Origin of the sequence: Acetobacter okinawensis, assembly GCF_002153655.1 — a bacterium.
Taxonomy (GTDB): Bacteria; Pseudomonadota; Alphaproteobacteria; order Acetobacterales; family Acetobacteraceae; genus Acetobacter; species Acetobacter okinawensis_A.
Map to the genome: position 1 here is coordinate 31,168 of NZ_JOPJ01000002.1, position 24,784 is coordinate 55,951.

The window sequence follows — 24,784 nt, forward strand, 5'->3', positions numbered from 1 at the left end:
ACGTACAGCTTCCTCGGCGTCGCCGGTAACGGCTACCGTTTCAGTGCGTGAGGGAGTCGGAAGCTCCCCCACGCTTTCACCATCTTGCACAGAGGATGAATTACTATGAGCGCAGTCGGCAACATCACAACCCGTGAGGGGTTGATTTACACTTTGGCCTCCACTCTGGCCCACGCTGATGGGAAGTACATTCCCACTACGTCCGTTAAGGATGGAGCGATCACACGAGCCGAGATCGAGGATTGGTTCAACACTGCCCGCTGCATCGTTGATGGTCGTCAGACTGGTTATATGCCCAGCTAAGTAGGCCTCGAACACTGAGGCGTCCCTCACGATATCGGACGCCTCAGACACCATGCGTATGCGAGAGAGTTCCATCGCATGGGCAAGTGCCTGCGCTCTGATTTCGTTGATCATACCCGCACCTCCTCGGTGGGGGTGCGTTTGAAGAAGTCGGGGCGCAGTTCTTCACGGGGGATGCCGGTGGCATCGGCCACAACATCAACCCGCTTTAAGGGGATGTGTCCAAGCGTACGCCAATACAAAACCGAAGTCCTGTGCAGGCCGCACTTCTTACTTAGTTCGGAAGCGCCGCCCGCCGCCTTAATGGCTTCATCAACAATAGACATGCCATTACGTTAGCTTTTCCAACATTAGCGAGCAAGAGAAATGTTGGGAAATCCATCCCAAGGATTTATTTTTTGTCGTCATCTACCAACATGAAGGACGCAAACACCGTAGGCGCTCGCCTTAAATCTTCCAGACTAGCCAAGGCCGAAAGAGATGGAAGGCGCATAACGCAAGCCGAAGTGGCCGAAGCAGTAGGCATAAGCCGCAGCACACTAACGGCATATGAAGGGGGTCACGACATTCCCGGGCGCGACACTATGCGGGCCTTAGCCAATTTTTATGATGTTTCCAGCGACTACCTTCTCGGAGATTCTTCTCCTCTTGCTGCAAATGCGGATGATATCGCCCATGATGCCGAGGAGAGAACCCTCCTCAAGCTCTGGCGCGTTATAGGCGAGGAAGAGCGGCGCAGCTTGATGATTCTGCTTCGCGCGCAGATCGTCACCAATAATGACGCCGCGTAACCCCTCACCCTCGACTCTATCAAGCTGTGCCATGGGGTGAGTATGTCAGAACAAAATGAGAACAACAAGAGCGGCATTGCCCTGCATGGAGAGATTATAAGGAGCGACAAAAAGTGTCACTGACTGGTTTTGACCCAAACAAATTTCAAGAAGCTACAGGGGCAAACCGCCCGTGCGAGTCTTGTGGCCATCCCGCATCCAGCTTTCTACTCCTAGACAACGACTCAAATACTACGGCCATACCCACAATACAGGGGTCATTAATGCCCACATACACATTCTTCTGCACAAACTGCGGATCAGCGCGCCAGTTTATACGCGGATTTGTAGATCAGAAAATGAAGGGCGCTGAAGAATAATGAGCGATAGCCAGGTAACAAAGGGCCCAGACTCGTGGTACATGCGGCCCGAAAAAAATGTAGGAAATGGCAATGGGGGAGGTTATGATGGGGGAATGGAAGCGCGGATCGCAAGACTTGAAGACGATGTGAGGGACGTCAAAAAAGATTTGACGGACATAAAGGTAAGCGTTGCCCAGATTTCCGGAAAGCTCGATACGCTCACATCCACCTTAGCCAGCAAGCTTATGGGGCCTTGGCAGATGGTTGGGGTATTTGGTGGACTACTTACCACACTCATCGTTATTGCTGGCGCTGTAATCGGATTAATGAAGTGGGTTGGCGTTCTCCATATCTCCCCTTAAAGAGAGATTATGGCAGTCCCGGCCCAGCGCCGGGATATTTTTTATGCGCTAATGTTAGATTGTCCAACTTTTCTGTTGACGCGATAAGTTAGATAATCCAACATAGTCTCATCAACCAAACAGGTGATGGGCAATGACACAGACTGTCGAGTATTTCGGGACAAGAAAGAGCGCATTAAAAGCTAAGGACGAATTAGGTAGTGGCTTTGATTGCTTAATTGAGCGCGAATGTGCAGGGATTTGGGTTTTAAAATCTCGCTGCCTGCTCTGGAAAAACAAAACAGTGGAGACGGCATAATGCGCTCCACACACCCACAAAAACCAATCACCCAGCAATGGGACTACATCGCCACAAGCTGGGCGCTGGCTGCTCTGTACAACCCGTTCGTCCAGCTTGCCATCGGTGCGGTGTTCTGGACCGCGATGATTGCGTACGTCTGCCTCTCCCAGAGCGCGCCTGCTGTGACGGCTGATCTGCTGAATGTCCTGTTCTCCGCTCTGAATGTGGGGGCTGATCTGATTGGCTTCCCTCGCCTTCCCTATCTGGAGGGTTGAGGGGTGACTGAGCCGAAATTCACAAAGGGGCCGTGGGCTTGGTTTGGTAGTGCTGGCGGATGTCCGGATGTTTACCTCGCTACAAAGCACTCTGGGCGTAAATACGTCATGAGCTTCCGGCGATGGGGTATGCGCGGCGCTCAACCGCAATTCCGATCTGACAACGTGCTGGTTGACGCGAGTGAGCTTCTGAAATTTGAGGTTGGCGACAAGTCGATTGTCGGGATTGAAGCGGCAAGAAAAGATACATCCGTTTATCGGTACCAGGTTCGTGGGATTGATTCTCCGGATGCCCGCCTAATCGCCGCTGCGCCGGAGCTTTATGAGGCTTTGCAACGGTTGGTGAATGTGTCTGCTGAAATTTCACCAGAGGCGCAGAAGGCGGACGTAATCGCAAACGCCCGCGCCGCCCTCGCAAAAGCCCGAGGTGAAACCCCCTGATGCCCCCGCACTTCCCGGCTCGCGGGCCGGGTCTTGTGGCCGCATTGGCCGAATGTTTCCCACGAGGGAGTTTGGAAAATGGCAGAGAAAATCTTGAGCGCATATGAACGCGCTGTGGATGATGGGCTGTTCAACACCGATGGTGCTCCGGCATGGGCCGCGCGTGACGTTGGTGCTCTGGAGGCTCGTTGCGCAGAACTGGAGCGCATGCGCAAGGGCTTTGAGACAAAGGCCTTCCCTGACGATGCAATCCGCGAAGAGCAAGTGAAGTGGCTCAATGAGAGCGTGGAAACACTTGTCTCGTACGTCAACGATATTTGGGAGAAGGTCCAGCAGGACCATGACCTTTTGCCATTCACGCTGGCGGACCACAGGCGCGATGTGATGGAGGTGGCGTGATGTCTGTAAAATTTACCGCCACGCCTAAAGAGATGGAGATCATCATTCGCATTAGCCGTCGTGTGGCGGAATTGTATGTGGCGCGGGGGGAAGAAATCATTCCCATGGACGTGATGCTTGATATTCAGATGGACTTGTGCGCGGTCCATTCCAGTGGCTGCCCTATGGATTTCTCCCGGCTGGAAAATGCAGACGATTTTAACTTGATGCATGATGTTGCGGGCATTGCCCGCCATCTGGACCGCAGAACTGGCAAGCTGACAGATATGTTTCGCCCGCGCTTCGCCAAGAAAGAGGTGGCGTGATGGATATTGAAACCAACACGCTAGAAGACATCGAGGCCGAAAACGCGCTCATGGCCAGCATCGCAGTAAGCTGGGACGAATATACCCATCTGCATCCGCGCAGAGGTTCTCCTGATGTCCGGCTCCGCACGATTGAACGCATGGAGAAAGCCGTCAGGTCATTGGCTGACAGTGAACGACAGCAGGCCTCTTTCCGTCGTCGGGTTGCCCGGGGCGAAGTGCATTTGTTGGAGGGGGTGACATGAGTGATCCACTCCTCACTGTGGCCAACCGGGTCCACGCAGACATCCTACGTCCAGCCATAGCTGCGTGGAGCCATTTTCTTACGGCAATCCGTGAAGATGGTGCGAACACAGATGCCTGCCTTCTTGAACTGATCGGTGCAGCGGAGGAGCTGGAGAGAAAGGGCAGGCAGGCTGCCCAGCTTCTGCGCCCAGAACTGGCGAAGCGCATGCAGGAAGACGGTGTGACTGGCTTCCAGTCTGAAAACTGGAAGGCCAGCCTGCGTGAGAAAGTGCCTGAGCCATTCGTGACAGATGAAGGGGCGTTGAAGTCCGCGCACCCTGAACTCTGGCAGCCTCAGCCCGACAAGTTTCAAACCAACGAAATGAAAAAACTCGCCCGGAAGCAGAATCTTCCCGGCGTTTCCCTAACCAATGGTGGCGCGCCCGTTCTGGTTGTTAGCGCCCGCAAGGATGCTTGAATTATGAGTAACGCACTCACGGCCCATTCACCTGTTTTGCAACCAACCACCTTTCAGGAGCTGGTGAGCTTCGCAAAAATGGCATCATCCTCTGATCTGATGCCCAAGGATTACCGCGGCAAGCCTGAAAACATCATGATTGCTGTGCAGATGGGTTCAGAACTTGGCCTGGCACCCATGCAGGCCATCCAGAACATTGCCGTCATTAACGGACGCCCGAGCATTTGGGGTGATGCCATGCTTGCGCTGGTGCGCGGGTCTGGGCTTTGCGGGTCCGTAAAAGAGTTTTTCGAGGGTGAAGGCGATAACTTTCAGGCTGTCTGCGTGGCCCGGCGCAAAGATGGTGATGAGGTGCGGGGCGAGTTCAGCATAGCGGACGCAAAGAAAGCCTCCCTCTGGTCCAAGCAAGGCCCATGGCAGCAATACCCGCTCCGGATGCTCCAGATGCGCGCCCGCGGCTTTGCCCTGCGTGACGCCTTCCCAGACGTTCTGCGCGGCCTTATCAGCGCAGACGAGGCAGCAGACATTCCGACCGAAACCATCGACATAACACCGCGCCAAGAGCAGGCCATCGAGCCGCGACCGATTGACCATCGGGCAATATTTAAAAGCCGCCTCGCAGGCTGCTCAGATGCAACATGCACTGATGTGCTCTGGCAGACTTGGCAGCGCACACTTGCTGCCGCCGAGCAGGCCGGACGGCCCATACCGGAAGATGTGCAGTCTGACGTGCAGGACATGATCGCCGCAAAGCGTGCGGAGTTCGCGCAGGAACATGCTGCGGCTCCGGTTGATGAGGTGCCGGCATGAGAGTGAGAAAGAAAGCGCCAAGGAAATGGCTGTGCGGAGAGATAATCCCAAACAATGAGGCTGGTCTGATAGAGATCGCAACATTTAGAGGATGGTTTTTCTACACCAACCTGAACAAGCCGGTCCATTCGACTGCAATCTGCAATATGAGCCTATCCACCATAATCTGCTTCCTTAGGTACGGAAAAATTCATCGCGCCACAATCAATCCAGAGCGGATCGAATTCGAGAGGATGAAATTTCTCGCTCTTCCTCAAGGTGCGCTACTGGAGATTGCCGACTTTTCCGAAGCGGGAGTGCCAGCATGACCCAGAAAACGAAACTAGAACCCATCGGCCCGTACACGCCGGAGCATGAGGGGCCGTTTTGCGATAAGGACGGAGTACCGATCGAACTCAAGATACGCGATGGGCGCGGGGCTACGCCTTTGTTCGGATACCGAAGGAAATCAGAAATGCTGATCGGCTGGGACAAGAACGGCGATAACCCCATATTTGGTCGGGTCATGAACGCCCGCGAAGTCCCTGTGGCGCGGGAGTTTTGGGCTAATGAGTTCAAGCGTGCAGATGGGTATATTGGCGTTAGTCATGCCCATGAAACAGAAATAAAAGCAATCAATGAGCGCTATGAATTACCTCATTGGAATTGGACGAGAACAATCCACGTCCGCGAATTCCTGCCGGGAGAGGGTTCATGAGCGAAAAACCCACCGGCGTGTTCGTGCGGTTGCCGCCAGCTGAGGATGATCCCGGATACGATGGAGCCGTGAATCTGCGCCACCTATCAGATGCCCAAGCCCAGATCGCGGCGCTTGAGGCTGAGGTTGTGCGGTTGCGGGGCGTTCTGTCAGAAATTGCAGAGTCTGACGATACCGATAATGCGCTTGACCCTGAACGTAATAAGCGGCTTGCTCGTGAAGCCCTGAAAGGCGGTGCGGCATGAGCGCGGAACTGAAAAGCTGCCCGTTTTGTGGTGGAAAATCGCAAATCATTAAAGGGTATAGGGTAAGCATCAAGAGGCCGTTTTACCGTGCCTTTTGCGTATCGTGCCAATCCCGACAGTTCACTCGGCATAGAACGCGGAAAGCATCCATCGCCGCATGGAACACCCGCGCAGGAGAGAAGGTGTGATGTCGGGTTCAGTAAAAATGAGAAATGGCACGCATGTATCTGCTGACGGAGCAATACACCATAACGATACGCCGATGACATGGGAGTCCGCAGATATTCGTGCAGGCTTTCGCTTAGATCGTCGCAAAGCGTGGTGCTTCATACCGAATAAAAAAGAGGTTCCTGAAATATGCGAGGCCATATCTTGGTCATCCGCGTGCTCTGGCTGCACGGAAGTTCCAGAGATGACGTTCGGACCTGATCGCGGTTTGGGCTGCTCAGAATGTGGATACACGGGACGCACCAGAAATGCGCAATGGGTTCCGTATGCGCGAGGAATACAGACATGACCAACCCCACAAACTGGCCCAACCCCGAGCGGCCCGGTGTGCCGATGTTTCCTGAGCGGAGCGGCAGGCACCATGTCGGCGCTCATCTTCTCTTCTGGTACTCAGACATACAGCAGTGGGTGACTGTGAGCCCGATACGGGCCTGTAAAGAGCCAGAGGATTTTGCTGGGGACGAATACCACGGCCCCGTCCTTACCCCCACACAAATAACCGAGATGCTGGCGGGAGAGCGGGAGCGGTGTGCGAGGCTCTGCGAGGACGCTTACGAAAAATCAGGGCATGATTTTGAATATTTAGCCTGCAATGGAGTAGCGGCACAAATCCGCAACCTAGGAGACGCGCCATGACACGATACAGGCTGCCAGATGGGCGCACATTCTCCGTAAATGAGACTTTCTATCTAGCCTCATGCGACCGCTGTGGTTGGGTTGGTTCAACGGAGAAATGCGGCACAGACGTAAATACGGATGCCGGAGACTCAAACGTTTATTGCCCAAAGTGCCATGCCGCTGGCGCAGATTGCGGGAAAGTAGCTGAAACTGCTGTGGAGATAACGCCATGAGGACGAGAGAGGAGCAGATTGAAGAACTGGTTTCCGTTATGCGGAATTACCGTCTTCTACACACGAAAGAGGAAGGTAACGAGCCATATGGATACCCTCTTATTGATGCCTTAACATTTGATGGTGGAACCGTTGATATTGGGGAAGAAGAATGTGGAGAACTTGCTGCTGAGTTATATGACTATGCCATCGCCTCATTTATCCTCGAAGCCGAACGCCGGGCAGAACAGCGCGTGCGGGCGGAGATTGGGCGCGATAGTGAGCGGTTGGATTGGTTGGATAAAACCAGATTTGTCACTCTCGAAGACGCAATAATCGGATGGCGCATCTCCGTTATTGGTAACAGGCTTTTCAGTATGAAGGGAACAGTGCGCCAAGCCATCGACGCAGCGCGGGATGTGGGGTGATGACTGATCTAGAAAACATGAGCCTCAACCAGAGACTTAACCGGATGGGCTATGCTCACGACATAACCCGAAAATTTAAGGGGCATGGCCTGATCTACCGGATCAGTGATGGCGAACCTGTTGATCACATGGATTATCAGGCTGCACTTGAGTTTGTGAAGGGGCTGGAGAACGCACATGACTGACCCAAGAATTGAAGCGGCTGTTGATGCTGCATGGAGCCACACAACGCAGTTCGCCAGCGGAGAAACATTCGATCAATACAGTAAGCGGAAACCATATGAGGGCGGAGAGTTCCGTAAATCTATTCTCGCGGCCCTCGCAGCAGCAGACGCGGTAGTCGCGGGCACTTCTCCCGAAACCATAATCATCCCAGAGGTGCGCAACGACCGGCCTATTCCGGGGAAGGGAGGGGTGGATGGGTGAGGTTCTGCCTGATCTTATGACGCTGCCCGATGTGCTGGAGCGCCTGCGCGGGAAGATAGGGCGCACCCGCCTGCTTGAGCATCTACGCGAGAACCCAGAATATAACGGCGGCCCAACCCACAGGAAGTGGGGGAAGAAATTTGTGTTCTCTCCCCAGGATTATCGACGTCTCATTGAGAGTATGGAATGCCACTCAAGCTTGTCACGTTCTCCCACACCAAAAACTTCTTTGTCAGGGGTACGGTCGGGGGTAAGCGGGTACTGGAAAGCACGGGCACAACAAACCGCAAACTCGCAGAAGAATACCGCCGCAAAAGAGAAGCGGAGTTCTGGCAAGAGCAACTCTATGGCACCCGCTCTGTCATAACTTTTGCGGACGCTGCGACTGCCTACATCAAAGAGGCTCCACGCTCCCCCGCCACAAGCAGATATGTTGACAGGCTGGTGGAGTACTTTGGTGATACCAAGCTTTCAGCCATCAACAACGCCTCCCTGCGCGCTGCATATGCAGGCATACTCAGAGATGGCGAGGCCGCATCGCCCGCAACTAAAAAGCGCACGGTACGGACTCCCTTGCAAGCAATCCTTGAGTTTGGGGCCATTCAAGGCTGGTGCGATAGGCCCGCGTTTGCGGCTATTTCCGTTCCAACATCCATTACCCGGTTCCTACTTCCTGAGCAGGCAACCGACCTGGTTGAGCACGCCGCCCCACACCTGCAACCCCTTTTCGTCTTCCTGATCGGCACGGGCTGCAGGCTATCTGAGGCGCTAGACTTGCAATGGAAGGATGTGGACCTTTACGGATGCCGCGCTGTTGTCTGGCAAAAGCAGGGACGCCAGCGCTACGTTGATCTCTGCCCCGCTGTTGTTAAATGGCTCGCTCGCATTGCCGATACAGATGGGCATGTATTCCGGCCCGCCATAAAAACCCGAAAGGGGACTATATTGGGGGACCGGTACCATGATTCTGGCAGGCAGTATGGCGGACAAATAAAAAATGGATGGGCCGGAGCCTGTTCTCGCGCAGGGCTGCCGGGGCGCATACGGGAGTGGGTTCCCGCGGGCGCGAAAAAGACCAGAACGGTATTTGTCCCGGAGTTTACGCCCCATGATCTTCGCCACACATGGGCATCCTGGCACTACTGCGTTTACCGGGATTTGTTGCGCCTGAAATCAGACGGCGATTGGAGCAATATCAATACCGTGACGATTTACGCCAAGCTGATGCCGCCAGTGTATCGAGAGGAAATTGTAAGGTGGTGGGGGACGGGACCGGCCATCGCTCTGGAAGGGGAAAACCCATAACCAATTCCTAACCACTCAGGGCGAAATTTGGTGAATTATGCTGTACTATCGTGTACCGATAATAAGAGGATTTTTCAGCGGGAGACATGGCATAAACCGCAGAATACTGCGGTTCAGGAATGGTGGGCGCAACAGGGATTGAACCTGTGACCCCTACCATGTCAAGGTAGTGCTCTACCGCTGAGCTATGCGCCCATTCCTGATGTGTGTGGGCCTTTTATCCTCCTTGCCTTGCGAGCGCAAGCCCACAATAGTGGGAATATGAAAAAATTTGCGTCTTCCCTGTTTCCCCCCAGCCTGCGGCGTTTTCTTCTGCCGCAGCAGGAAGCACATGAGGAGAGTGGACCGGACAGGCAAATGGCACCACCACCGGTGCTGGTGTCTGGCAGCCCTGCAACCGGCCCTGTGGTGTTGGCCTCCCCCCACTCGGGGCATTTCTACCCCGAAGCATTTCTCCGCCTGACCCGCCAGCCGCTGGATATTTTGCGCAGTGGAGAAGACAGCTACGTGGAAAAACTGGCCCAAGGCGCGCACGCTCTGGGGCCACCCTTGCTTCAGGCCACTTTTCCGCGCGTGTTCTGCGACGTCAATCGTGCGGCATGGGACCTGGACAGCCGGATGTTCCACGGGGCCATTCCTTCTTTTGTCGCACCATCAGACCGGGGGCTGGCAGGGCTGGGCTCCATCCCGCGCATTGTGGCGGACAGACGCCCCATTTACCGACAACGTCTGCCTTTTATGGAGGCCGCCTTACGCATCCGCCATTACTGGATGCCCTACCATGTTACTCTGGCTGACCTGCTTGAAGCCGCCCGGGCACAACATGGCCTGAGCCTGCTGCTGGACCTGCACTCCATGCCAGATGCACCACAGGCAGGCTCACCCGACTTTGTGCTGGGCGATCGTTACGGCACGTCCTGTACACCACACCTGACCAATCTTGCCGAACAGACCTTGCAGGGGCTGGGGTTTAAAGTCGCCCGCAACCTCCCCTATGCGGGGGGCTATATTACCCGCCACTATGGCCGCCCCACCAGCAATATGCATGCCTTGCAAATAGAAATGCGACGCGGCCTTTATATGGATGAAAACACGCGCACCCCACACAGCGGATTTACCACCCTTTCCAACGCATTAACCGTTCTGGTCGAGCGTGTTCTGGCACATTTTCCACCCACATAAGGCCCGGATGCACACTGCCACCAGACATGCCCGGCACAGATATTGAAAACACATGCCCCCCACCACATCTGTTGGACCAGACCAGGCAGGGTGCAGAAGCGTAACAGCTATGGCATACACTGCCCCATATAAGATGATCGTAATTGACAGGACTTTGGCATGACACAAACACCCCCAAACGCCACGGCACATCAGGGCAGTGAAACGCGCGAGTTCAGCGCAGAAGTTGGCCGGTTGCTTGATCTGGTTGTGCATTCGCTCTATTCCGAGCGCGAGATTTTTCTGCGTGAACTGGTTGCCAACTCCGCCGATGCCACGGACCGCCGCCGGTTTGAGGCGCTGACCGATGGCGCACAGGCCCTGCCCGAAAACGCCAAAATCAGCATCAACCCCGACAAAGACGCGCGCCTGCTGACAATCAGTGATGATGGGTCGGGCATGAGCCGGGACGAACTGGTGGCCAACCTTGGCACCATTGCCCGCTCGGGCACCCGCGCATTCGGGCAGAAGCTGGAAAATGCAAAACCCGAAGACCGCCCGAGCCTGATCGGCCAGTTTGGTGTTGGTTTTTATGCCGCCTTTATGGTGGCAGACAAGGTGGATGTCGTCTCCCGCCGTGCCGGAACGGACGAAGCATGGCGCTGGTCATCCGATGGCAAAGGCGCTTACACGCTTGAACCTGCCACGCGGGACAAAGCCGGTACGGATATTACCCTGCACATCAAGTCCGATGCCGACGAATTTCTGGACCCATGGCGCTTGCAGGCAATTATTCGCAAATGGTCGGACCATATTGCGTGGCCCGTCACCATCATGCGCGAAGGTAAGGAAGAAGCCGCCAACGAGGGTACAGCCCTGTGGCGCAAGTCCCGCAATGACGTGACGGAAGAACAGCTTGAGGAATTCTACCGCCACATCACCCATAATTTTGACAAGCCGTGGGACACGCTGCACTGGCGCGCGGAAGGCACGATGGAGTTTTCCGCCCTGCTGTTCGTCCCCTCCTCCCGTCCGTTCGAATTTGGCGAGCAGATGCGCGAGAGCAAGGTGCGCCTGCATGTCCGCCGGATGTTCATAACCGATGATGCGGAAATCCTGCCCCCGTGGCTGCGCTTTGTGCAGGGCGTTGTGGATACCGAGGACCTGCCCCTCAACGTCTCGCGCGAGATGTTGCAGGCCACACCCGTTCTGTCGCGCATCCGCAAAGCCGTAACCACCAAGGTGGTGAACGAGCTGAAAACCCGCGCCAAGGATGCAGATACCTACGCCACGTTCTGGGAAAACTTTGGCCCGGTCCTGAAAGAAGGCATGTGGGACGACCCCACCTACAAAACGGACGTGGCAGCCCTGAGCCGCTTCCGCTCCAGCGCGGTAGAAGGACTGACCTCGCTGGATGACTACCTCTCACGCATCAAGCCCGAGCAGGACGCCATTTACTACGTAACGGGCGACAATGCGGACGTGCTGGCCGCCTCCCCCCAGATTGAAGGGTTCAAGGCACGCGGAGTGGAAGTGCTGCTGCTCTGCGACCCCGTGGATTCCTTCTGGCCGGAACGCCTTGGCACGTATGAGGGCAAAAGCCTGCGCAATGTTGCACAGGGCCTGAACGACCTTGAAAAATTTGGTGCGCCAGAAGCCAGCCCGGCCGAAAAAGCGGATATGGATACCCTACTCCCCGCGCTAAAGACCGTTCTGGGGGATGCTGTGTCCGACATCCGCTCGACAGACCGTCTGGTCTCCAGCGCCATGGTGCTCAGTGCGCCAGAAGGGGGCCCGGACCTGCAACTGCGTAAGCTCATGCAGCGCAGCGGGCAGGACATACCCGACGTCACCCCTGTGCTTGAGCTCAACCCCGCCCACCCCATTGTGCATGCACTGGCACAAAAAGTGCAGGCTGGAGAGCAGATTGATGCACTCGCTCATATCCTGCTTGATGTCGCCAGTATTCAGAATGGCGAAACACCAAAGGATGTGAACGCTTTCTCCCGCCGGATCATGGATTATCTGGCTGGTGGTGCCCTTCCTTCCGGCGCACAGTAAACCTAGCGTGCCAAGGGGGAGAAATACCCCCTTGGTCAGCACTGGGGCGGCAGGACCAGCCCTGAAGCCGCTCCGGCTTCAGGGTTTTTCAGTCTGTTTGACAGCGCACCATAACGCATCCAGTTGTTCCACACTCTGGTCCTGCATACTCAGCCCGTCCTGCGCCAAACGGGCTTCGACCGCCTCAAACCGGCGGGTAAACTTGTTACACGCCTGACGCAGGCAGGCCTCCGGGTCCAGCTTGAGCCGACGCGCAAGACTGGCTACCGAGAACAGGACGTCTCCCAGCTCGTCCTGCATTTTCTCGCGGTCTCCCTTTTGCATTTCTACCGAAAATTCATCGATTTCTTCATGCACTTTGGCCAGAACTCCCTCCACATCGGGCCAGTCAAACCCGACACGGGCTGCGCGGGACGCCAGTTTGGAGGCACGCAGCAGGGCTGGCAGAACAGGGGGCACACCTGCCAACGCTCCAAGCCGGGGGCTGCCAGTCCCACCCGCCTGAGCCGAGCGCCTGCGTTCCCCCTCCTTGATCGCCTCCCATTGCCCCGACGCGGCAGTGGCGGAAACACCACCCGCTGCATGGGAGGAGGGCGCCACGTCCTCCCCCAGCACATCCTTGCCAAAAGTCACATGCGGGTGCCTGCGGATCATTTTTTCGGTCACGATCCGGGCCACATCGGCAAACGCAAAATGCCCCTGCTCCTCGGCCAGTTGCGCCTGATAAACGACCTGCAACAGCAGATCCCCCAGTTCATCGGGAAAAGCCTGCCAGTCCTGCCGTTCAATGGCATCCAGTACCTCGTAAGCTTCCTCTATGGCGTAGGGGGCAATGGTCTGGTGCGTTTGCTCACGGTCCCACGGGCATCCCTCCTCCGGGTCGCGCAGGCGTGTCATAAGGGCAAGCAGACGTTCCATGTTCTGCGCGGCTGTGTGCCTGCCAGATGCCATGTCCTTGGGGGATGCTACGGGGGGCTGGGGCGTATTGGTCATGGTTCTTTGCCTGTTCTGGTGGTCTGCCGTGCGGGTGACGGGGTCTTGATGTGTTAAACATTGTGCCATAATCCCACCCCGCGTCTATGCGCTTGCAGGGATAAAGCCTAACCTACCGCCAGAATCAGAAGAGGAAGGCATGACACAGAAACCCGTTATCTTCATTGATGGCGAAGCAGGCACAACAGGGCTGGAAATACGCGAGCGCCTCTCAGCCCTGCCTGTTACGCTGTTTTCAATCGACCCCGCCCGGCGCAAGGACCCCGCGGCCCGCAAGGATGCCATGGCCGCGGCTGATCTGGTTGTTCTGTGTCTGCCAGACGCCGCCTCGCGCGAGGCGGTGCAGATGGCGGCAACACTGGGTGATGCCGCCCCCCGCCTGCTGGATGCCAGCACCGCCTTCCGCACCGATGCCGCGTGGGTCTATGGCTTCCCCGAACTGGCAGAAGGGCAGGACAGAGCCATTGCAACCGCTCTGCGCGTCTCCAACCCCGGCTGTTACCCGACTGGTGCCATTGCCCTGCTCCGCCCGCTGGTGGACAAAGGCGTGCTCGATGCCCGCTACCCTATCTGCATTAACGCGATCAGTGGGTACAGTGGCGGTGGCCGCAGCATGATAGAAGCGCATGAAAGTGCTGGCGGCCCAGCTTTTGAGCTGTATGGCTTAAGCCTTGAGCACAAACATGTGCCCGAAATTCACCAGCATGCAGGGCTTGGGCGACGGCCGGTTTTTGTGCCTTCGGTCGGCCATTTTGCCCGTGGGATGATTGTCTCCATCCCCCTGCATCTGGATGACCTGCAAGGTCACATCACCGGGAGTGACCTGCACAACATTCTGCAAGAGCACTATGCAGGGCAGGAACATGTGCGCGTTATGCCGCACGAACCGACACTCTCCGCCGAGGCACTGGCAGGGAGTGACAAAATGGAACTGCGCGTGCACGCAGGCACACACTGCCGGCAGGCCCTGCTGACTGCCCGCCTGGACAACCTGGGCAAGGGAGCATCCGGGGCGGCACTGCAGAACATCAGCCTGATGCTTGGTTTGAACAACGCCTGAATTTTGAAAGGTTTTTAATATTATGAGCAATCGTGTTGCTATTGTTACCGGCGGTAGCCGGGGTATTGGAGCTGCCATTGCACAGGCTTTGGCAAAAGATGGGTATGATATTGCCATTTCCTACTCCAGCAGTGCAGGTGCTGCGGAAGAGGTCGCGGAAAAAGTGCGTGCTCTGGGTCGTAAGGCCCTGACCATCAAAGCCAATGGCGCATCGGTGGAAGGCAACCGCGAAGTCATTGCCGAAACCATAATCGCTTTTGGCCGCATTGACGCACTGGTCTGCAACGCTGGCACCTACCCTTACGGCCCGATTGATGAAATGACGGTCGCACAAATCGAAAATATCCTGAACCTGAACGTGCGGGCCGTCATGGTGGAAACCATGGAAGCCGTAAAGCACATGAAGGAAGGCGGGCGGATTATCTACATTGGCTCCGCTTTTGGGGCACGCGCACCTTTCCCCGGTATTTCGCTGTATGCTGCCACCAAAGCGGCCCTGCGTGGCTTTGCCAAGGGCGTTGCGCGGGACCTGGGGAGCCGTGGCATTACAGCCAACGTGATCGAACCCGGCCCGATCCACACCGACATGAACCCTGAAGATGGTGAAGGTGCATCCCTTATCAGCAGTTTTGTGGCAACCGGCGCGTATGGCACGGTGGATGACATTGCCTCCATGGCTGCTTTTCTGGCCAGCCCCAAGGCGTCCTACATCACGGGCGCGGCCCTGCCGGTAGATGGTGGCCTGGAAGCCTGACAACTCACCACACTCCTGAAACTACAGGAGTGTGGCATAACTTTTGGCATCAATACAAAACAGCCTGCATATCTTGCGATATGCAGGCTGTTCCTTTGTGCGGCTTCCCTGATGTCAGAATTACAGGCTAGGGAAACATCCTCTTTATAACAGAAAATGCTATTATATAAAAGGATAAATACAAAAACGGCACAAAAAATATAATGGCTTCCAGATCACCCATCATGCTCAGAACTCCCCTTCAGACACATGGTCTTCGGTCTGTGCGTCAAACAGAACACCCCCGGCGGCTGCGACCAGAATAATCATGACCGTGCCTACCGCCCATGCAAAGTACCAAGGCCCCTGATCGCCCACAAAAACGGCAAACAGCAAAGCCACCACCAGAGCCAGCCCCAACCCTGCAAAACGCAGAAAGATTTTCATCTTCCCTCTCCTTTTCAGTAACTATGCGTGTCTTTTATAATATCTGCCGTATGTACTTTGCCACGCATCACGTAATAGCACCATGATGTGTAACACAGGATCAGCGGCACAAAGATCAGGGCCACAGCCAGCATGCAGGTCAGGCCGTACTGGCTGGCAGAGCTGTTCCAGATTGTCAGGCTCTGATCCGGATTTGTGGTGGACGGCATAAAGAACGGGAACATGGAGGCCGCAACCGTGCCAATTGTGCCCACCCAGGCACCAAGGCCCATCCACCATGCCACACGCGGCCTGTTGGCCAGCACCAGCGCCACCTCCGCGAGCATGCACACCACACCCAGCAGCGGCAGCAGCCACAGCACGGGATGTGCTGCATAGTTGTTCAACCACGCGCCAGCCTGCATGCTGACGTGCTGCCCGTGCATGGGGTTTGCGGGCATGGCAGGATTCCCCTGCTCCAGCACAAAGCCATGCATGCCCCGCACCCACACACCACCGGCAAGGAACAGAACAACCGCCACCAGCCCCGCACGGCTGGCGTAACGGCGCGCACGGTCATGGATCGGGTTTTCGGAGCGGATCATCAGCATAACCCCGCCCTGCATCACACTCAGGCTGACCGCCATAAGACCACACAGAATGGCAAAGGGGTTGAGCAGATAACTCAGGAAAGACCCGTCCTGAAAATACTGCCCGCTCCAGTTAAAGTGGTAGCCCACCCCCTGAAGAATATTGCCAAAGGCTGCGCCATACACAAACATGGGCAAAAAGCCTGAAAGCAGAAAAACCCAGTCCCAGCTTGCCCGCCACAGGCGTGCATCCACCTTGGAGCGGTATTCAAACGCCACAGGCCGCAAGATCATGCTGAACAAAAGCAGGATCATGACCACATAAAACACGGAAAAGGATGTGGCATACAGGGTGGGGAACGCCGCAAAAATAGCCCCCCCGCCCAGAATAAACCAGACCTGATTCCCGTCCCAGTGCGGGCCGATAATGTTGAGCGCCGTCCGGCGCTCCCCATCCGTGCGCCCCACAAAGCGCAACAGGGTGCCTACCCCCATATCCATGCCCACCATCAGGCCAAGCCCGATCAGCAGCACACACAAAAGGCCAGCCCAGACGAGTTTGAGAATAACATAAAGGTCCATGATGCAAGACCCTCCTTAATGCGCCACAACGGACAGGTGGTCTGCGTCAGCACCATGGTCGTGCTGACCATGCGCCTCCGGCCCCAGCCGTGCGAACTTGAACATCAGGTAAAGCTCAACCGCGATAAATATGCTGTAAAGCACAGTAAACCCGGCCAGCGAGAACAGCATGTAAGACACACTGTGCGTTGAAGCAGACATAAAGGTAGGCAGCCGCTCAAACACCGTCCATGGCTGCCTGCCAGCCTCTGCCGTAATCCAACCGAACTCCGTTGCCAGAATAGGCAGGGGAATGGCCCACATGCATATCTTGAGGAACAGACGGTTACGTTCCAGCTGGTTCTTCAGGCTCAGGTAGGATGCCATTGCAAACAGCACGAAAAAGAACACGCCCAGAAAAACCATAAGGCGGAAGGACCAGAAGGTCACAAACACATTAGGCAGAATATCCGGCTTGGTCTGCTCGACAACACTCTGGATCTGCTCGGGAGGAATGGCGGTAACGTCCTGATTAGGCGCATGCCGCGATGCCAGCAGGCCGTAGCCCATGTCGTTCTGATGTGCATGGAACATCTCCAGGTCTGCCGCCTGATGACCCTCCTCATACCGGCGCAGGGCACTGACGGCAGCAATGCCGGACTCAATGCGCGGAGCGGCTGCGTCTTCCAGTTCGATCATGCCGGTAATGGGGGTGGTGAAGCTGTGCGTAATCAGCGGGGTCAGCACAAACGGCACCCCAATTTCATACGAGCTTTCCTGCTTGGCATCATTGGGCAGAGCAGCAATGATCCATGGCTCATAAGGTGGCTTGCTGGTGTGCCACAGCCCCTCAATGGCCGCGATCTTGGTCGGCTGGTGCTCATAGTCCAGACGGCCGAGCACGTCGCCCAGCGTAATGACCGCAACAGTGGAGAAAATGCCAAACAGCGCCGCCATTCTAAAGGAGCGCGCAGCAAACTCCCGGTGTTCCTTGCGCAGAAGGTAGAAGGCGCTAATGCCCATGACAAACATGGACGCCGCAACATACCCTGCAACCGATGTATGCACGAACTTGGCCTGTGCATCGGGGTTGAAGACAACGCCGACAAAACTGTCAAACGTCATGCGCAGTGTTTCGGGGTCAAAATGTGCGCCGTTGGGCATGTTCATGCTGGCATTGGCCACCAGAATCCACAAGGCAGACAGGTTGGAGCCCAGTGCAACAAGGTAGGTAATCGCCAGATGCACAGGCTTGCTCAGGCGGTCCCAGCCAAAAAACATAAGACCGACAAAGGTGGATTCCATAAAGAACGCCATCAGCCCTTCAATGGCCAGCGGCGTGCCGAACATATCCCCAAAAAAGCGGGAATACATGGACCAGTTGGTGCCGAACTCAAACTCCATGGTCAGCCCGGTGGCGACCCCCAGAGCAAAGTTGATGCCAAACAGCTTGCCCCAGAACAGGGCCATATCCTTGTACACCTGCTTGCCGGTCACGACATACACCGTTTCCATAGCCGCAAGCATAAAAGTCAGCCCCAGTGTGAGGGGAACAAACATGAAGTGGTAAAGAGCCGTCAACGCAAACTGAAAGCGTGAGAGGTCAACGACCGCAGGGTTAATCAGATCCATTTTCTCAACCTTATTACAGAAGAAAAGCGTTTTTCATTTTCAGTTCTTCATGTCGCTCTCCCTTCCGGGCAAAAGCGTGCGTCTTCCACCCTGACAACCCTGTGCATGAATGGCAGCACCGCCGTGCGGTGGGTCATGCACACAATGGTAGTGTTGGCAGCCCACCGCGTAATGGCCGCCATAAGAGCCTGCTCAAGGGGTGCATCCAGCCCCTCGGTCGGTTCATCCAGAACAAGCCATGGTGTCCGCCGCAGCAGGGCCTGAGCAACAGCCACCCGACGCGCCTGCCCACCAGAGAGGCGCAGACCATCATTGCCAACCCATGTTTGCAAACCCTTTGGCAGGGACTGAACAAACCGGGTTAACTGCGCCACCTCCAGCACCTCCGCCACCTCCGCATCCGTGGCGGACGGCGCACCAAGCAGCAGGTTGTCCCTTAATGTTCCGGCAAACAGATGAAAGTCCTGTGCGACCACAGCAACAAACGCCGCCATATCCTCTGCCCGGAGCAGGCGCACATCCACCCCACCAAAGGTGATGCTGCCACCACACGGGGCGTAAAACCCGAACAGAAGATTGATAAGGCTGCTTTTACCCACGCCAGAAGGCCCTACCAGCCCCACATGCTCACCCTGACGTATGCTCAGCGATGCATGTTGCAAAACCGGGCTTACAGTCTTCGGGTATGCAAAACTTACATCACGCATTACCAGATCATACGGAGCGTGAGGCAGGTCGTGGGGTTGCACCACCTCCGCCACGCCATGTGGCGCACACGCCATTTGCAACCGCACACCTGCCAGCCGCGCTTCCGCCGCAGCCTGCCGCGCCAGCGGCAGGGGGGTTACAACCTCAAACGCTGCGAGACCCCCCAGAACCAGCATTGGAATTTCAGCAACACTCAACTGTCCCATCTGGTGCGCGTGCGCCGCCAGCACCAGTACGGCCAGTGCTGTGACAAATGTCAGGATTGTAACAAGCCCGCGTGCGGCTCCTTCCAACGCATCAAGCGTCCAGCGTGCATGATCCACAGCGGATTGCTGAGCCTGCCACCCTTTGGCACGGCTGCATGCCGTATCCAAAAGCAGATACTCCCCCAGATTTTGAAGTGTTTCCGCCAGTTCTGCCTGAATCTGACTCTGCTTTTCCGCCCCCCGCCGCACCAGCCGGTCCGTTGCAGCGCCGATCAGGCATGGCACCAGCGCCCCACCCAGCAACCCAAGAGCAAGCACCAGCGCCGCCAGCGGCAGAAAACAGGCAAACACCCCGACAAACACCACGCCACACAACGCAGCACGTGCAAAAGGCAGAGCAACATCCGTATAATATGCCGCAACCTTGTCCGTATCCGAGACAAAGCGGCCCAGCATGTCTCCACCCTGCAACTCCATCAACCCTGCCGGGGCAAGGGGGATCAGCCGTTCATACACCCATGCGCGCAACTGCCCCGTCAGGCGCAAAGCACCATCATGGGCAACAACCCGCTCCATATAACGGGCCAGAATACGCACCATGGCAAAAAAGCGCACACCCGTTGCAGGCAGGATAATATTAAACGCCCGCGCACTCACCTGCCCAGCAAGCCCGGCGACCGCCGCACCCGCCAGCAGCCAGCCTGAAAGGAAAAGCAGACCAAAACTGGCCAGTGACGCCGCACAGGCAAGCACCACCCCCCAGACCAGACGCCACCGCGCAGCGCCAGCCAGACGGAGAAAAACCCTCCAACCCGACATCAGGCGCTCACCCTGCAAAGGACTTCCCTGCGCCATCATGCAACGCTCTCCGCCCGAACCGGCTGCACCGCAACCGTGCCACCAGCCACATGCAGCAGCATGTCCGCGCGTACGGCCATGACCTGCTCATGGGTTGCCACAACAACAACGCGCCCCGGCACACAGCGGCATATGGCATTGCTCACCCGTAGCGCACTGGCTGCATCCAGCCCTGCCGTTGGCTCATCAAGCACCAGAACATCCGGGTTGCGCAGCAGCGCGCGCGCCAGAGCCAGCCGCCGCACCTGTCCGCCGGACAGGCGGCTCCCCCGTTCGCCTATATGCGTTTCAAACCCATTGGGGAGTGCATCAATAAAGCCCAGCGCATCAGCCTGTGCCGCTGCGTGGCGCAGTTGTTCCTCATCCGCATCCGGCGCACCAAGGCGCAGGTTTTCAGCCACGGTGCCAAAAACCATCACCGGGCGTTGTGGCACCCATGCCATGCGCACACCATCCAGTTGTATGGGATGACCAGACGCATTGCAGGCTTCCAGCGTTCCAACTGAAACGGGAATAAAACCAAGCAGGGCATGGAGTAGCGTGGTTTTGCCCGCACCACTCGCCCCGGTCAGGACCGTTAATCTGTTTGCTGCAAAGTCACAGGTTACATCGTGCAGAACAGACGTACCATCCGGCCGGCACACGCCAAGAGCACGGCACTGCAAACCCCCGATCACGCCCTGCATGGGTTGCCCGCTATAGGACCGAGCCAGAGTGGGCAGGCCCAAAACCGTATCCATGCTCTGCATGGCCGCCTGTGCATTCTGGCGCGCATGATAACTGGCAGAAAATGTGCGCAAGGGCATAAAATACTCTGGGGCCAACAGCAGCACCAGAAAAGCAGAGCGGAAGTCGGCAGTACCCGCCAACAGACGTGTGCCAAACACAACGGCCACAAGGGCTATGGACAGGCTGGAGAAAAACTCCAGTGCAGCAGACGTCAGGAACGCCACCTTCATGACCGACAGGGTCGTACGCCTGTGCGCATCCGCCAGTTGGGTAATCCGCTCCAGACTGCCCTGCGCGCGCCCGAGCAGACGCAGGGTCTTCAGCCCCCGCAACGCATCGAGAAAACTACCACCCAGCAGGGATAGCTGACGCCACCTCCGGTCCATAATGGCCTGAGCGCCATAACCCACAAAAACCATGAATACGGGAACAAGTGGCCCGGTGCAGGCCAGCACCAGAAAACTCCACCCATCCACGCCCGCCACAACTACCAGAATAAGCAGTGGCAAAACCACCATCATGGCGGCAGAAGGCAGGTAACGGGCAAAATAAGGGACCAGCGCTGCCGCCCCTTCCGTAAAGGTGGTCACGATATCTCCGGCAGCCACATCCGCACAGACAACTGGCCCCGCAGCAAACAGATGCGCCAGAAGTTGCCCGCGCACATGGCTAGCCACCCGCAACCCGGCCCGTGTTCCCATCATGTCAGATGCAAAACGCGCGCCCACCTGCCCTGCAAGACAGAGCAGAATCAGCGCAAATGCGTGCCACTGCGTATGAGGTGCCTGAGCATGGAACGCCACATTGTCCACCACATGCGCAAGAAGGACAAACTGGCATACCAGCAGAACGGCGCTCACACCCCCAGCCACAACAGACCCAAGCAACCAGCCACGCGCAATGCGCACCAGTTCCTTTGTCATATCTGTACCACGAGGGCGGGCGGGGGCGGTGACCATGCGATCATACTTACATAGTTTATTTAACTAATTTAGTTAATTATATAGATATGTAAATTTCGTCAAGATAAACATGGTGTTGAGAATTTTCTCAATTACAGCGATGCCATGTAAAAATGGCACATACCTTGATAAATGTATTTATAAGATGATTTATATTTATATAAAGTTAATTCTATCTTATTTAAAAGAGATACACTCTCATATTAACTTTTTATTTTTTCTATTTTTATTTTATCTCTATCTGATTTTATTATTTTTCGTCAGATTTTTAATAACAGCCACACCTGATGGCAGGAAATTTTTCCCGTACAATGCCCACACAGATCAATATTTAACAAATTTTCTAACTATCGCAGGGCAGGCCCAAATACTGTAGACCGCCCCCTAGCCTTTAACGGTCAGCGCACCTCAACAACAACACGTCCCCTGACCTTGCCATCAAGCAGTTCAGTTGCCACCACCGGCACATCAGCTAGGGGAATAACCCGCGTCATGCCTGCAAGCAGGGTCTTATTCACCTGCTCCGCCAGACGCGCCCATGCCTGCCGCCGCACAGCTTGGGGGCACATGACACTATCGATTCCCACAAGAGTGACCCCACGCAGAATAAAAGGCGCAACCGTAGCAGGAAAATCCATCCCCCCCGCCAACCCGCAGGCCGCAACCACGCCTTGCTGCTTCATGGAAGCACAGACAGACGCCAGAACCTGCCCACCCACCACATCCACAGCACCAGCCCAACGGGCTTTTTCCAACGGACGGGACGGCATTTCAAAATGTGAGCGCGCAAGCACCTCCGTCGCCCCGAGTTGATGCAGGTAAGCCTGCTCCTCCAGGCGGCCGGTTACAGCCACTACCTCGTACCCCATCTGGGCCAGCAGCATAACGGCAACACTGCCAACCCCACCGGTTGCCCCCGTTACCAGCACAGGACCATGAGCGGGTTCCACACCTTCACGCACCAAAGCCTGCACACTCAACATGGCCGTAAACCCAGCCGTGCCAAGCGCCATAGCCTGCTGACCGCTCAACCCGTGTGGCAAAGGCAGCAGCCATGCCCCCGGCACGCAGGCTTTTTGCGCAAAGCCGCCCCAGTGCTTTTCGCCCACACCCCAGCCATTGAGCATGACTTCCTGCCCGACAGAAAAATCTGGGCTGGCCGAGCGCTCGACCACACCGGCAAAATCTATGCCCGGCACCATTGGCCAACTCCGCACCACAGGACCACGCCCGGTCATGGCCAGCGCATCCTTGTAATTCAGCCCCGACCAGTGAACACGGACTGTCACCTCCTCCGCCGGCAGGGCATCATCAGGCAAAGACACGAGCTTGGCCATCTGGTCGGCCTGTTCAAGAAAGAGCGCATCAAACATCAGTTTTATCCAGCGGGAGCAAGCAATATAGCCAAAACGCCACCAGCGGGCAGTGGCGCACGCATGCTAGCCCCTCCCCAACGCCTGCAAAGCCCGTCTGTTCCGAACTGACAGAGTTTTGAAGACCCGCGATTGATCCATGACATAAAAAATACAATGGTAATCATCGCTGGCCAGCGGCTCACTTTTTGTTCATACTGTGACATCCTAACAGTATACCGGACGTTCTCTTGCTCCTGTTCATAATGGGTCTGCTGACCCTTATTCTGCTTATCGCAATCAGTATCCTGATCGCGCTTTCCGAAATCTCTTTTGCCGCTGCCCGGGAAGTCAGGCTACGCAGCCGTGCAGAAGCAGGAGACCCCCGTGCCCAGGCTTTTCTGGCACTCCGCCGCAACAGCGGGCAGGTCATAACCGTTATCCAGATCTGCCTAAATGGCGTGGGAATTATGGGGGGTATTGTCAGCTCCGAAATGCTGTCCCCCCCACTGGCTGACTTTTTCACTCAGTGGAAACTGTCCGACTGGTGGGCACAAAATCTGGCATCCACCCTGAGCTTTGTTTTTGTTACCGGCATGTTTGTGCTGTTCGCGGACCTGCTGCCCAAACGCGTTGCCATGAGCAACCCCGACAAGGTCGCCCTTGCCGTGGGCTGGTTCCCACGGCTGGCGCTGCGCATTCTCTACCCCGTTGTCTGGATTTTTTCCAAAATTTCCGATGTGGTACTCAAAGCGCTCAAAATTCCTGCGGCCTCGGCAGTGGAACCCGTAACTCCGGAAGACCTGCACGCCATTCTGGCCGCTGGCACAGCCTCTGGCGCTCTGCTCCATCAGGAGCACCAGATGATTGAGAACGTGCTGGGGCTACAGGACCGCTCGGTCACCTCCGCCATGACACCCCGGGACGAGATTATTTTTCTCGATATTCAGGACACCCCTGAACATAACCACGAAAAAGTGCGCATGGAGCCGTATTCGCGCTATCCGCTGTGCAATGGCGGGCTGGACAAGGTCATTGGCTCCATCCGTGCGGAAGACGTTCTGGCATCAGTCGTGGACCCGTCCACCGCGCCCTCTGGCCGCCCCCATTCCAACCCCATTGCCCGCATGCGCCGCGACGTTCCCTCCGTACCCGAAACACTGAACCTGTGGGACACTCTGGCCCAGTTTGACACATCCGGCGTGGGTTTTGCGCTGGTGGTCAATGAATATGGTCTGGTTGTGGGGCTTATTACCTTCAAGGACATCATGGGTGTGCTCATGGATGGTCTGGCCAGCCCGTTTGAGGAGCAGGCCATTGTCCAGCGTGACGCCAACTCCTGGCTGGTAGATGGCGCGGCCCCTATTGGGGAAGTCATGCGTGAACTGGATATTGCCACCCTGCCCGACCATGAACAGTTTGATACAATTAGCGGCTTTATCATGCACCGCCTGCGCCGCATGGCGCGCAAAACTGACCGGGTGGATGCCTCCGGCTTCCGTTTTGAAGTCGTGGACGTGGAAGGTTTCCGCATCAACCAGCTTTTGGTGACACGGCTGAATACCACTGTATAAAAAAAGCAG

The 24,784-nt window shown here is 56.4% G+C and carries 29 protein-coding genes and 1 tRNA gene; 21 read left to right on the forward strand and 9 right to left on the reverse strand.

All coding sequences use genetic code 11. The annotated features are described in order from the left end of the window. Positions 1-413: 413 nt before the first annotated feature. Positions 414-629, reverse strand: a complete 216-nt coding sequence (locus HK26_RS00950; RefSeq protein ID WP_086638081.1) for a YdaS family helix-turn-helix protein — start codon at positions 627-629, stop codon at positions 414-416. A 72-nt stretch (positions 630-701) separates the two neighbouring features. Between HK26_RS00950 and HK26_RS00955 the strand changes: the two genes are divergently transcribed. From HK26_RS00955 to HK26_RS13825, 16 genes are all read left to right on the forward strand, one after another. Then, the gene (locus HK26_RS00955) at positions 702-1,094 is read left to right on the forward strand and encodes a helix-turn-helix domain-containing protein (protein ID WP_143296264.1); all 393 of its coding nucleotides are present in this window, start codon (positions 702-704) and stop codon (positions 1,092-1,094) included. A 358-nt stretch (positions 1,095-1,452) separates the two neighbouring features. Further along, on the forward strand, positions 1,453-1,797 hold the full coding sequence (locus HK26_RS00960; protein ID WP_086638083.1) for a hypothetical protein: 345 nt from the start codon (positions 1,453-1,455) through the stop codon (positions 1,795-1,797). Between the two features lie 133 nt (positions 1,798-1,930). Continuing rightward, positions 1,931-2,095 (forward strand): hypothetical protein, encoded by a 165-nt coding sequence (locus tag HK26_RS13380; protein ID WP_180539239.1) that lies wholly within the window; start codon positions 1,931-1,933, stop codon positions 2,093-2,095. Beyond that, complete coding sequence (locus HK26_RS00965; RefSeq protein WP_143296265.1) at positions 2,095-2,352, forward strand: hypothetical protein; 258 nt, start codon at positions 2,095-2,097, stop codon at positions 2,350-2,352. Before HK26_RS13380 ends, HK26_RS00965 begins: the two co-directional genes overlap by 1 nt. 129 nt (positions 2,353-2,481) lie before the next feature. Continuing rightward, positions 2,482-2,793 (forward strand): hypothetical protein, encoded by a 312-nt coding sequence (locus tag HK26_RS00970; protein ID WP_086638085.1) that lies wholly within the window; start codon positions 2,482-2,484, stop codon positions 2,791-2,793. A 78-nt stretch (positions 2,794-2,871) separates the two neighbouring features. Beyond that, a complete protein-coding gene (locus tag HK26_RS00975) occupies positions 2,872-3,192 on the forward strand; it encodes a hypothetical protein (protein WP_086638086.1) in 321 nt (106 codons plus the stop codon). Then, entirely contained in the window at positions 3,192-3,497 is a 306-nt protein-coding gene (locus tag HK26_RS00980) for a DUF6874 family protein (RefSeq protein WP_086638087.1), read from the forward strand. Before HK26_RS00975 ends, HK26_RS00980 begins: the two co-directional genes overlap by 1 nt. Next, positions 3,497-3,742 (forward strand): hypothetical protein, encoded by a 246-nt coding sequence (locus HK26_RS00985; protein WP_086638088.1) that lies wholly within the window; start codon positions 3,497-3,499, stop codon positions 3,740-3,742. Before HK26_RS00980 ends, HK26_RS00985 begins: the two co-directional genes overlap by 1 nt. Further along, positions 3,739-4,200: a hypothetical protein gene (locus tag HK26_RS00990; protein ID WP_143296266.1), complete on the forward strand. Its 462-nt coding sequence runs from the start codon at positions 3,739-3,741 to the stop codon at positions 4,198-4,200. The genes HK26_RS00985 and HK26_RS00990 overlap by 4 nt, the downstream gene beginning before the upstream one ends. 3 nt (positions 4,201-4,203) lie before the next feature. Continuing rightward, a complete protein-coding gene (locus tag HK26_RS00995) occupies positions 4,204-5,010 on the forward strand; it encodes a recombinase RecT (RefSeq protein ID WP_086638090.1) in 807 nt (268 codons plus the stop codon). 304 nt (positions 5,011-5,314) lie between these two features. Then, a complete protein-coding gene (locus tag HK26_RS01005; protein ID WP_086638092.1) occupies positions 5,315-5,707 on the forward strand; it encodes a hypothetical protein in 393 nt (130 codons plus the stop codon). Beyond that, positions 5,704-5,952 (forward strand): hypothetical protein, encoded by a 249-nt coding sequence (locus tag HK26_RS01010; RefSeq protein WP_086638093.1) that lies wholly within the window; start codon positions 5,704-5,706, stop codon positions 5,950-5,952. The genes HK26_RS01005 and HK26_RS01010 overlap by 4 nt, the downstream gene beginning before the upstream one ends. Then, on the forward strand, positions 5,949-6,140 hold the full coding sequence (locus HK26_RS14010; RefSeq protein WP_086638094.1) for a Lar family restriction alleviation protein: 192 nt from the start codon (positions 5,949-5,951) through the stop codon (positions 6,138-6,140). The genes HK26_RS01010 and HK26_RS14010 overlap by 4 nt, the downstream gene beginning before the upstream one ends. Positions 6,141-7,027: 887 nt before the next feature. Continuing rightward, complete coding sequence (locus tag HK26_RS01030) at positions 7,028-7,438, forward strand: hypothetical protein (protein ID WP_086638097.1); 411 nt, start codon at positions 7,028-7,030, stop codon at positions 7,436-7,438. Then, positions 7,438-7,623, forward strand: a complete 186-nt coding sequence (locus HK26_RS01035; protein WP_086638098.1) for a hypothetical protein — start codon at positions 7,438-7,440, stop codon at positions 7,621-7,623. Before HK26_RS01030 ends, HK26_RS01035 begins: the two co-directional genes overlap by 1 nt. 427 nt (positions 7,624-8,050) lie before the next feature. Further along, positions 8,051-9,169 carry a site-specific integrase gene (locus HK26_RS13825; RefSeq protein ID WP_086638100.1) on the forward strand — a complete coding sequence of 373 codons (1,119 nt, stop codon included), beginning with the start codon at positions 8,051-8,053 and terminating at the stop codon, positions 9,167-9,169. Between the two features lie 120 nt (positions 9,170-9,289). On the opposite strand, the gene HK26_RS01050 is transcribed toward HK26_RS13825, so the two are convergent. After that, positions 9,290-9,364, reverse strand: a tRNA-Val gene (locus HK26_RS01050). A 66-nt stretch (positions 9,365-9,430) separates the two neighbouring features. On the opposite strand from HK26_RS01050, the gene HK26_RS01055 reads away from it, so the two are divergent. Together HK26_RS01055 and htpG are read left to right on the forward strand one after the other, a co-directional pair. Then, positions 9,431-10,351, forward strand: a complete 921-nt coding sequence (locus HK26_RS01055) for an N-formylglutamate amidohydrolase (RefSeq protein WP_086638101.1) — start codon at positions 9,431-9,433, stop codon at positions 10,349-10,351. A 159-nt stretch (positions 10,352-10,510) separates the two neighbouring features. Further along, positions 10,511-12,391: a molecular chaperone HtpG gene (htpG, locus tag HK26_RS01060; RefSeq protein WP_086638102.1), complete on the forward strand. Its 1,881-nt coding sequence runs from the start codon at positions 10,511-10,513 to the stop codon at positions 12,389-12,391. Positions 12,392-12,469: 78 nt separating this feature from the next. Here the strand turns inward: htpG and mazG are convergent, their stop codons facing one another. Continuing rightward, the gene (gene mazG / locus HK26_RS01065) at positions 12,470-13,342 is read right to left on the reverse strand and encodes a nucleoside triphosphate pyrophosphohydrolase (protein WP_257640810.1); all 873 of its coding nucleotides are present in this window, start codon (positions 13,340-13,342) and stop codon (positions 12,470-12,472) included. A 181-nt stretch (positions 13,343-13,523) separates the two neighbouring features. On the opposite strand from mazG, the gene argC reads away from it, so the two are divergent. Beyond that, positions 13,524-14,444, forward strand: coding sequence for an N-acetyl-gamma-glutamyl-phosphate reductase (gene argC, locus HK26_RS01070; RefSeq protein ID WP_086638104.1), 921 nt, complete (start codon positions 13,524-13,526; stop codon positions 14,442-14,444). Between the two features lie 22 nt (positions 14,445-14,466). Beyond that, positions 14,467-15,198, forward strand: coding sequence for an SDR family NAD(P)-dependent oxidoreductase (locus HK26_RS01075; RefSeq protein ID WP_086638105.1), 732 nt, complete (start codon positions 14,467-14,469; stop codon positions 15,196-15,198). A 228-nt stretch (positions 15,199-15,426) separates the two neighbouring features. On the opposite strand, the gene HK26_RS01080 is transcribed toward HK26_RS01075, so the two are convergent. The 6 genes from HK26_RS01080 to acuI form a co-directional block, all read right to left on the reverse strand. Then, entirely contained in the window at positions 15,427-15,624 is a 198-nt protein-coding gene (locus tag HK26_RS01080; RefSeq protein WP_025826625.1) for a hypothetical protein, read from the reverse strand. A 14-nt stretch (positions 15,625-15,638) separates the two neighbouring features. Then, entirely contained in the window at positions 15,639-16,775 is a 1,137-nt protein-coding gene (gene cydB, locus HK26_RS01085; RefSeq protein ID WP_086638106.1) for a cytochrome d ubiquinol oxidase subunit II, read from the reverse strand. A gap of 15 nt (positions 16,776-16,790) precedes the next feature. Continuing rightward, positions 16,791-18,386 (reverse strand): cytochrome ubiquinol oxidase subunit I, encoded by a 1,596-nt coding sequence (locus HK26_RS01090; RefSeq protein WP_086638107.1) that lies wholly within the window; start codon positions 18,384-18,386, stop codon positions 16,791-16,793. A 47-nt stretch (positions 18,387-18,433) separates the two neighbouring features. Beyond that, a complete protein-coding gene (cydC, locus tag HK26_RS01095; RefSeq protein ID WP_257640805.1) occupies positions 18,434-20,158 on the reverse strand; it encodes a thiol reductant ABC exporter subunit CydC in 1,725 nt (574 codons plus the stop codon). After that, positions 20,155-21,810, reverse strand: a complete 1,656-nt coding sequence (gene cydD, locus HK26_RS01100; protein ID WP_086638205.1) for a thiol reductant ABC exporter subunit CydD — start codon at positions 21,808-21,810, stop codon at positions 20,155-20,157. The genes cydC and cydD overlap by 4 nt, the downstream gene beginning before the upstream one ends. 437 nt (positions 21,811-22,247) lie before the next feature. After that, positions 22,248-23,222 (reverse strand): acrylyl-CoA reductase (NADPH), encoded by a 975-nt coding sequence (acuI, locus tag HK26_RS01110; protein WP_086638109.1) that lies wholly within the window; start codon positions 23,220-23,222, stop codon positions 22,248-22,250. A 230-nt stretch (positions 23,223-23,452) separates the two neighbouring features. Here acuI and HK26_RS01115 point away from each other — a divergent pair, with 230 nt between their 5' ends. After that, positions 23,453-24,775 carry a hemolysin family protein gene (locus HK26_RS01115; protein WP_086638110.1) on the forward strand — a complete coding sequence of 441 codons (1,323 nt, stop codon included), beginning with the start codon at positions 23,453-23,455 and terminating at the stop codon, positions 24,773-24,775. Positions 24,776-24,784 lie beyond the last annotated feature (9 nt).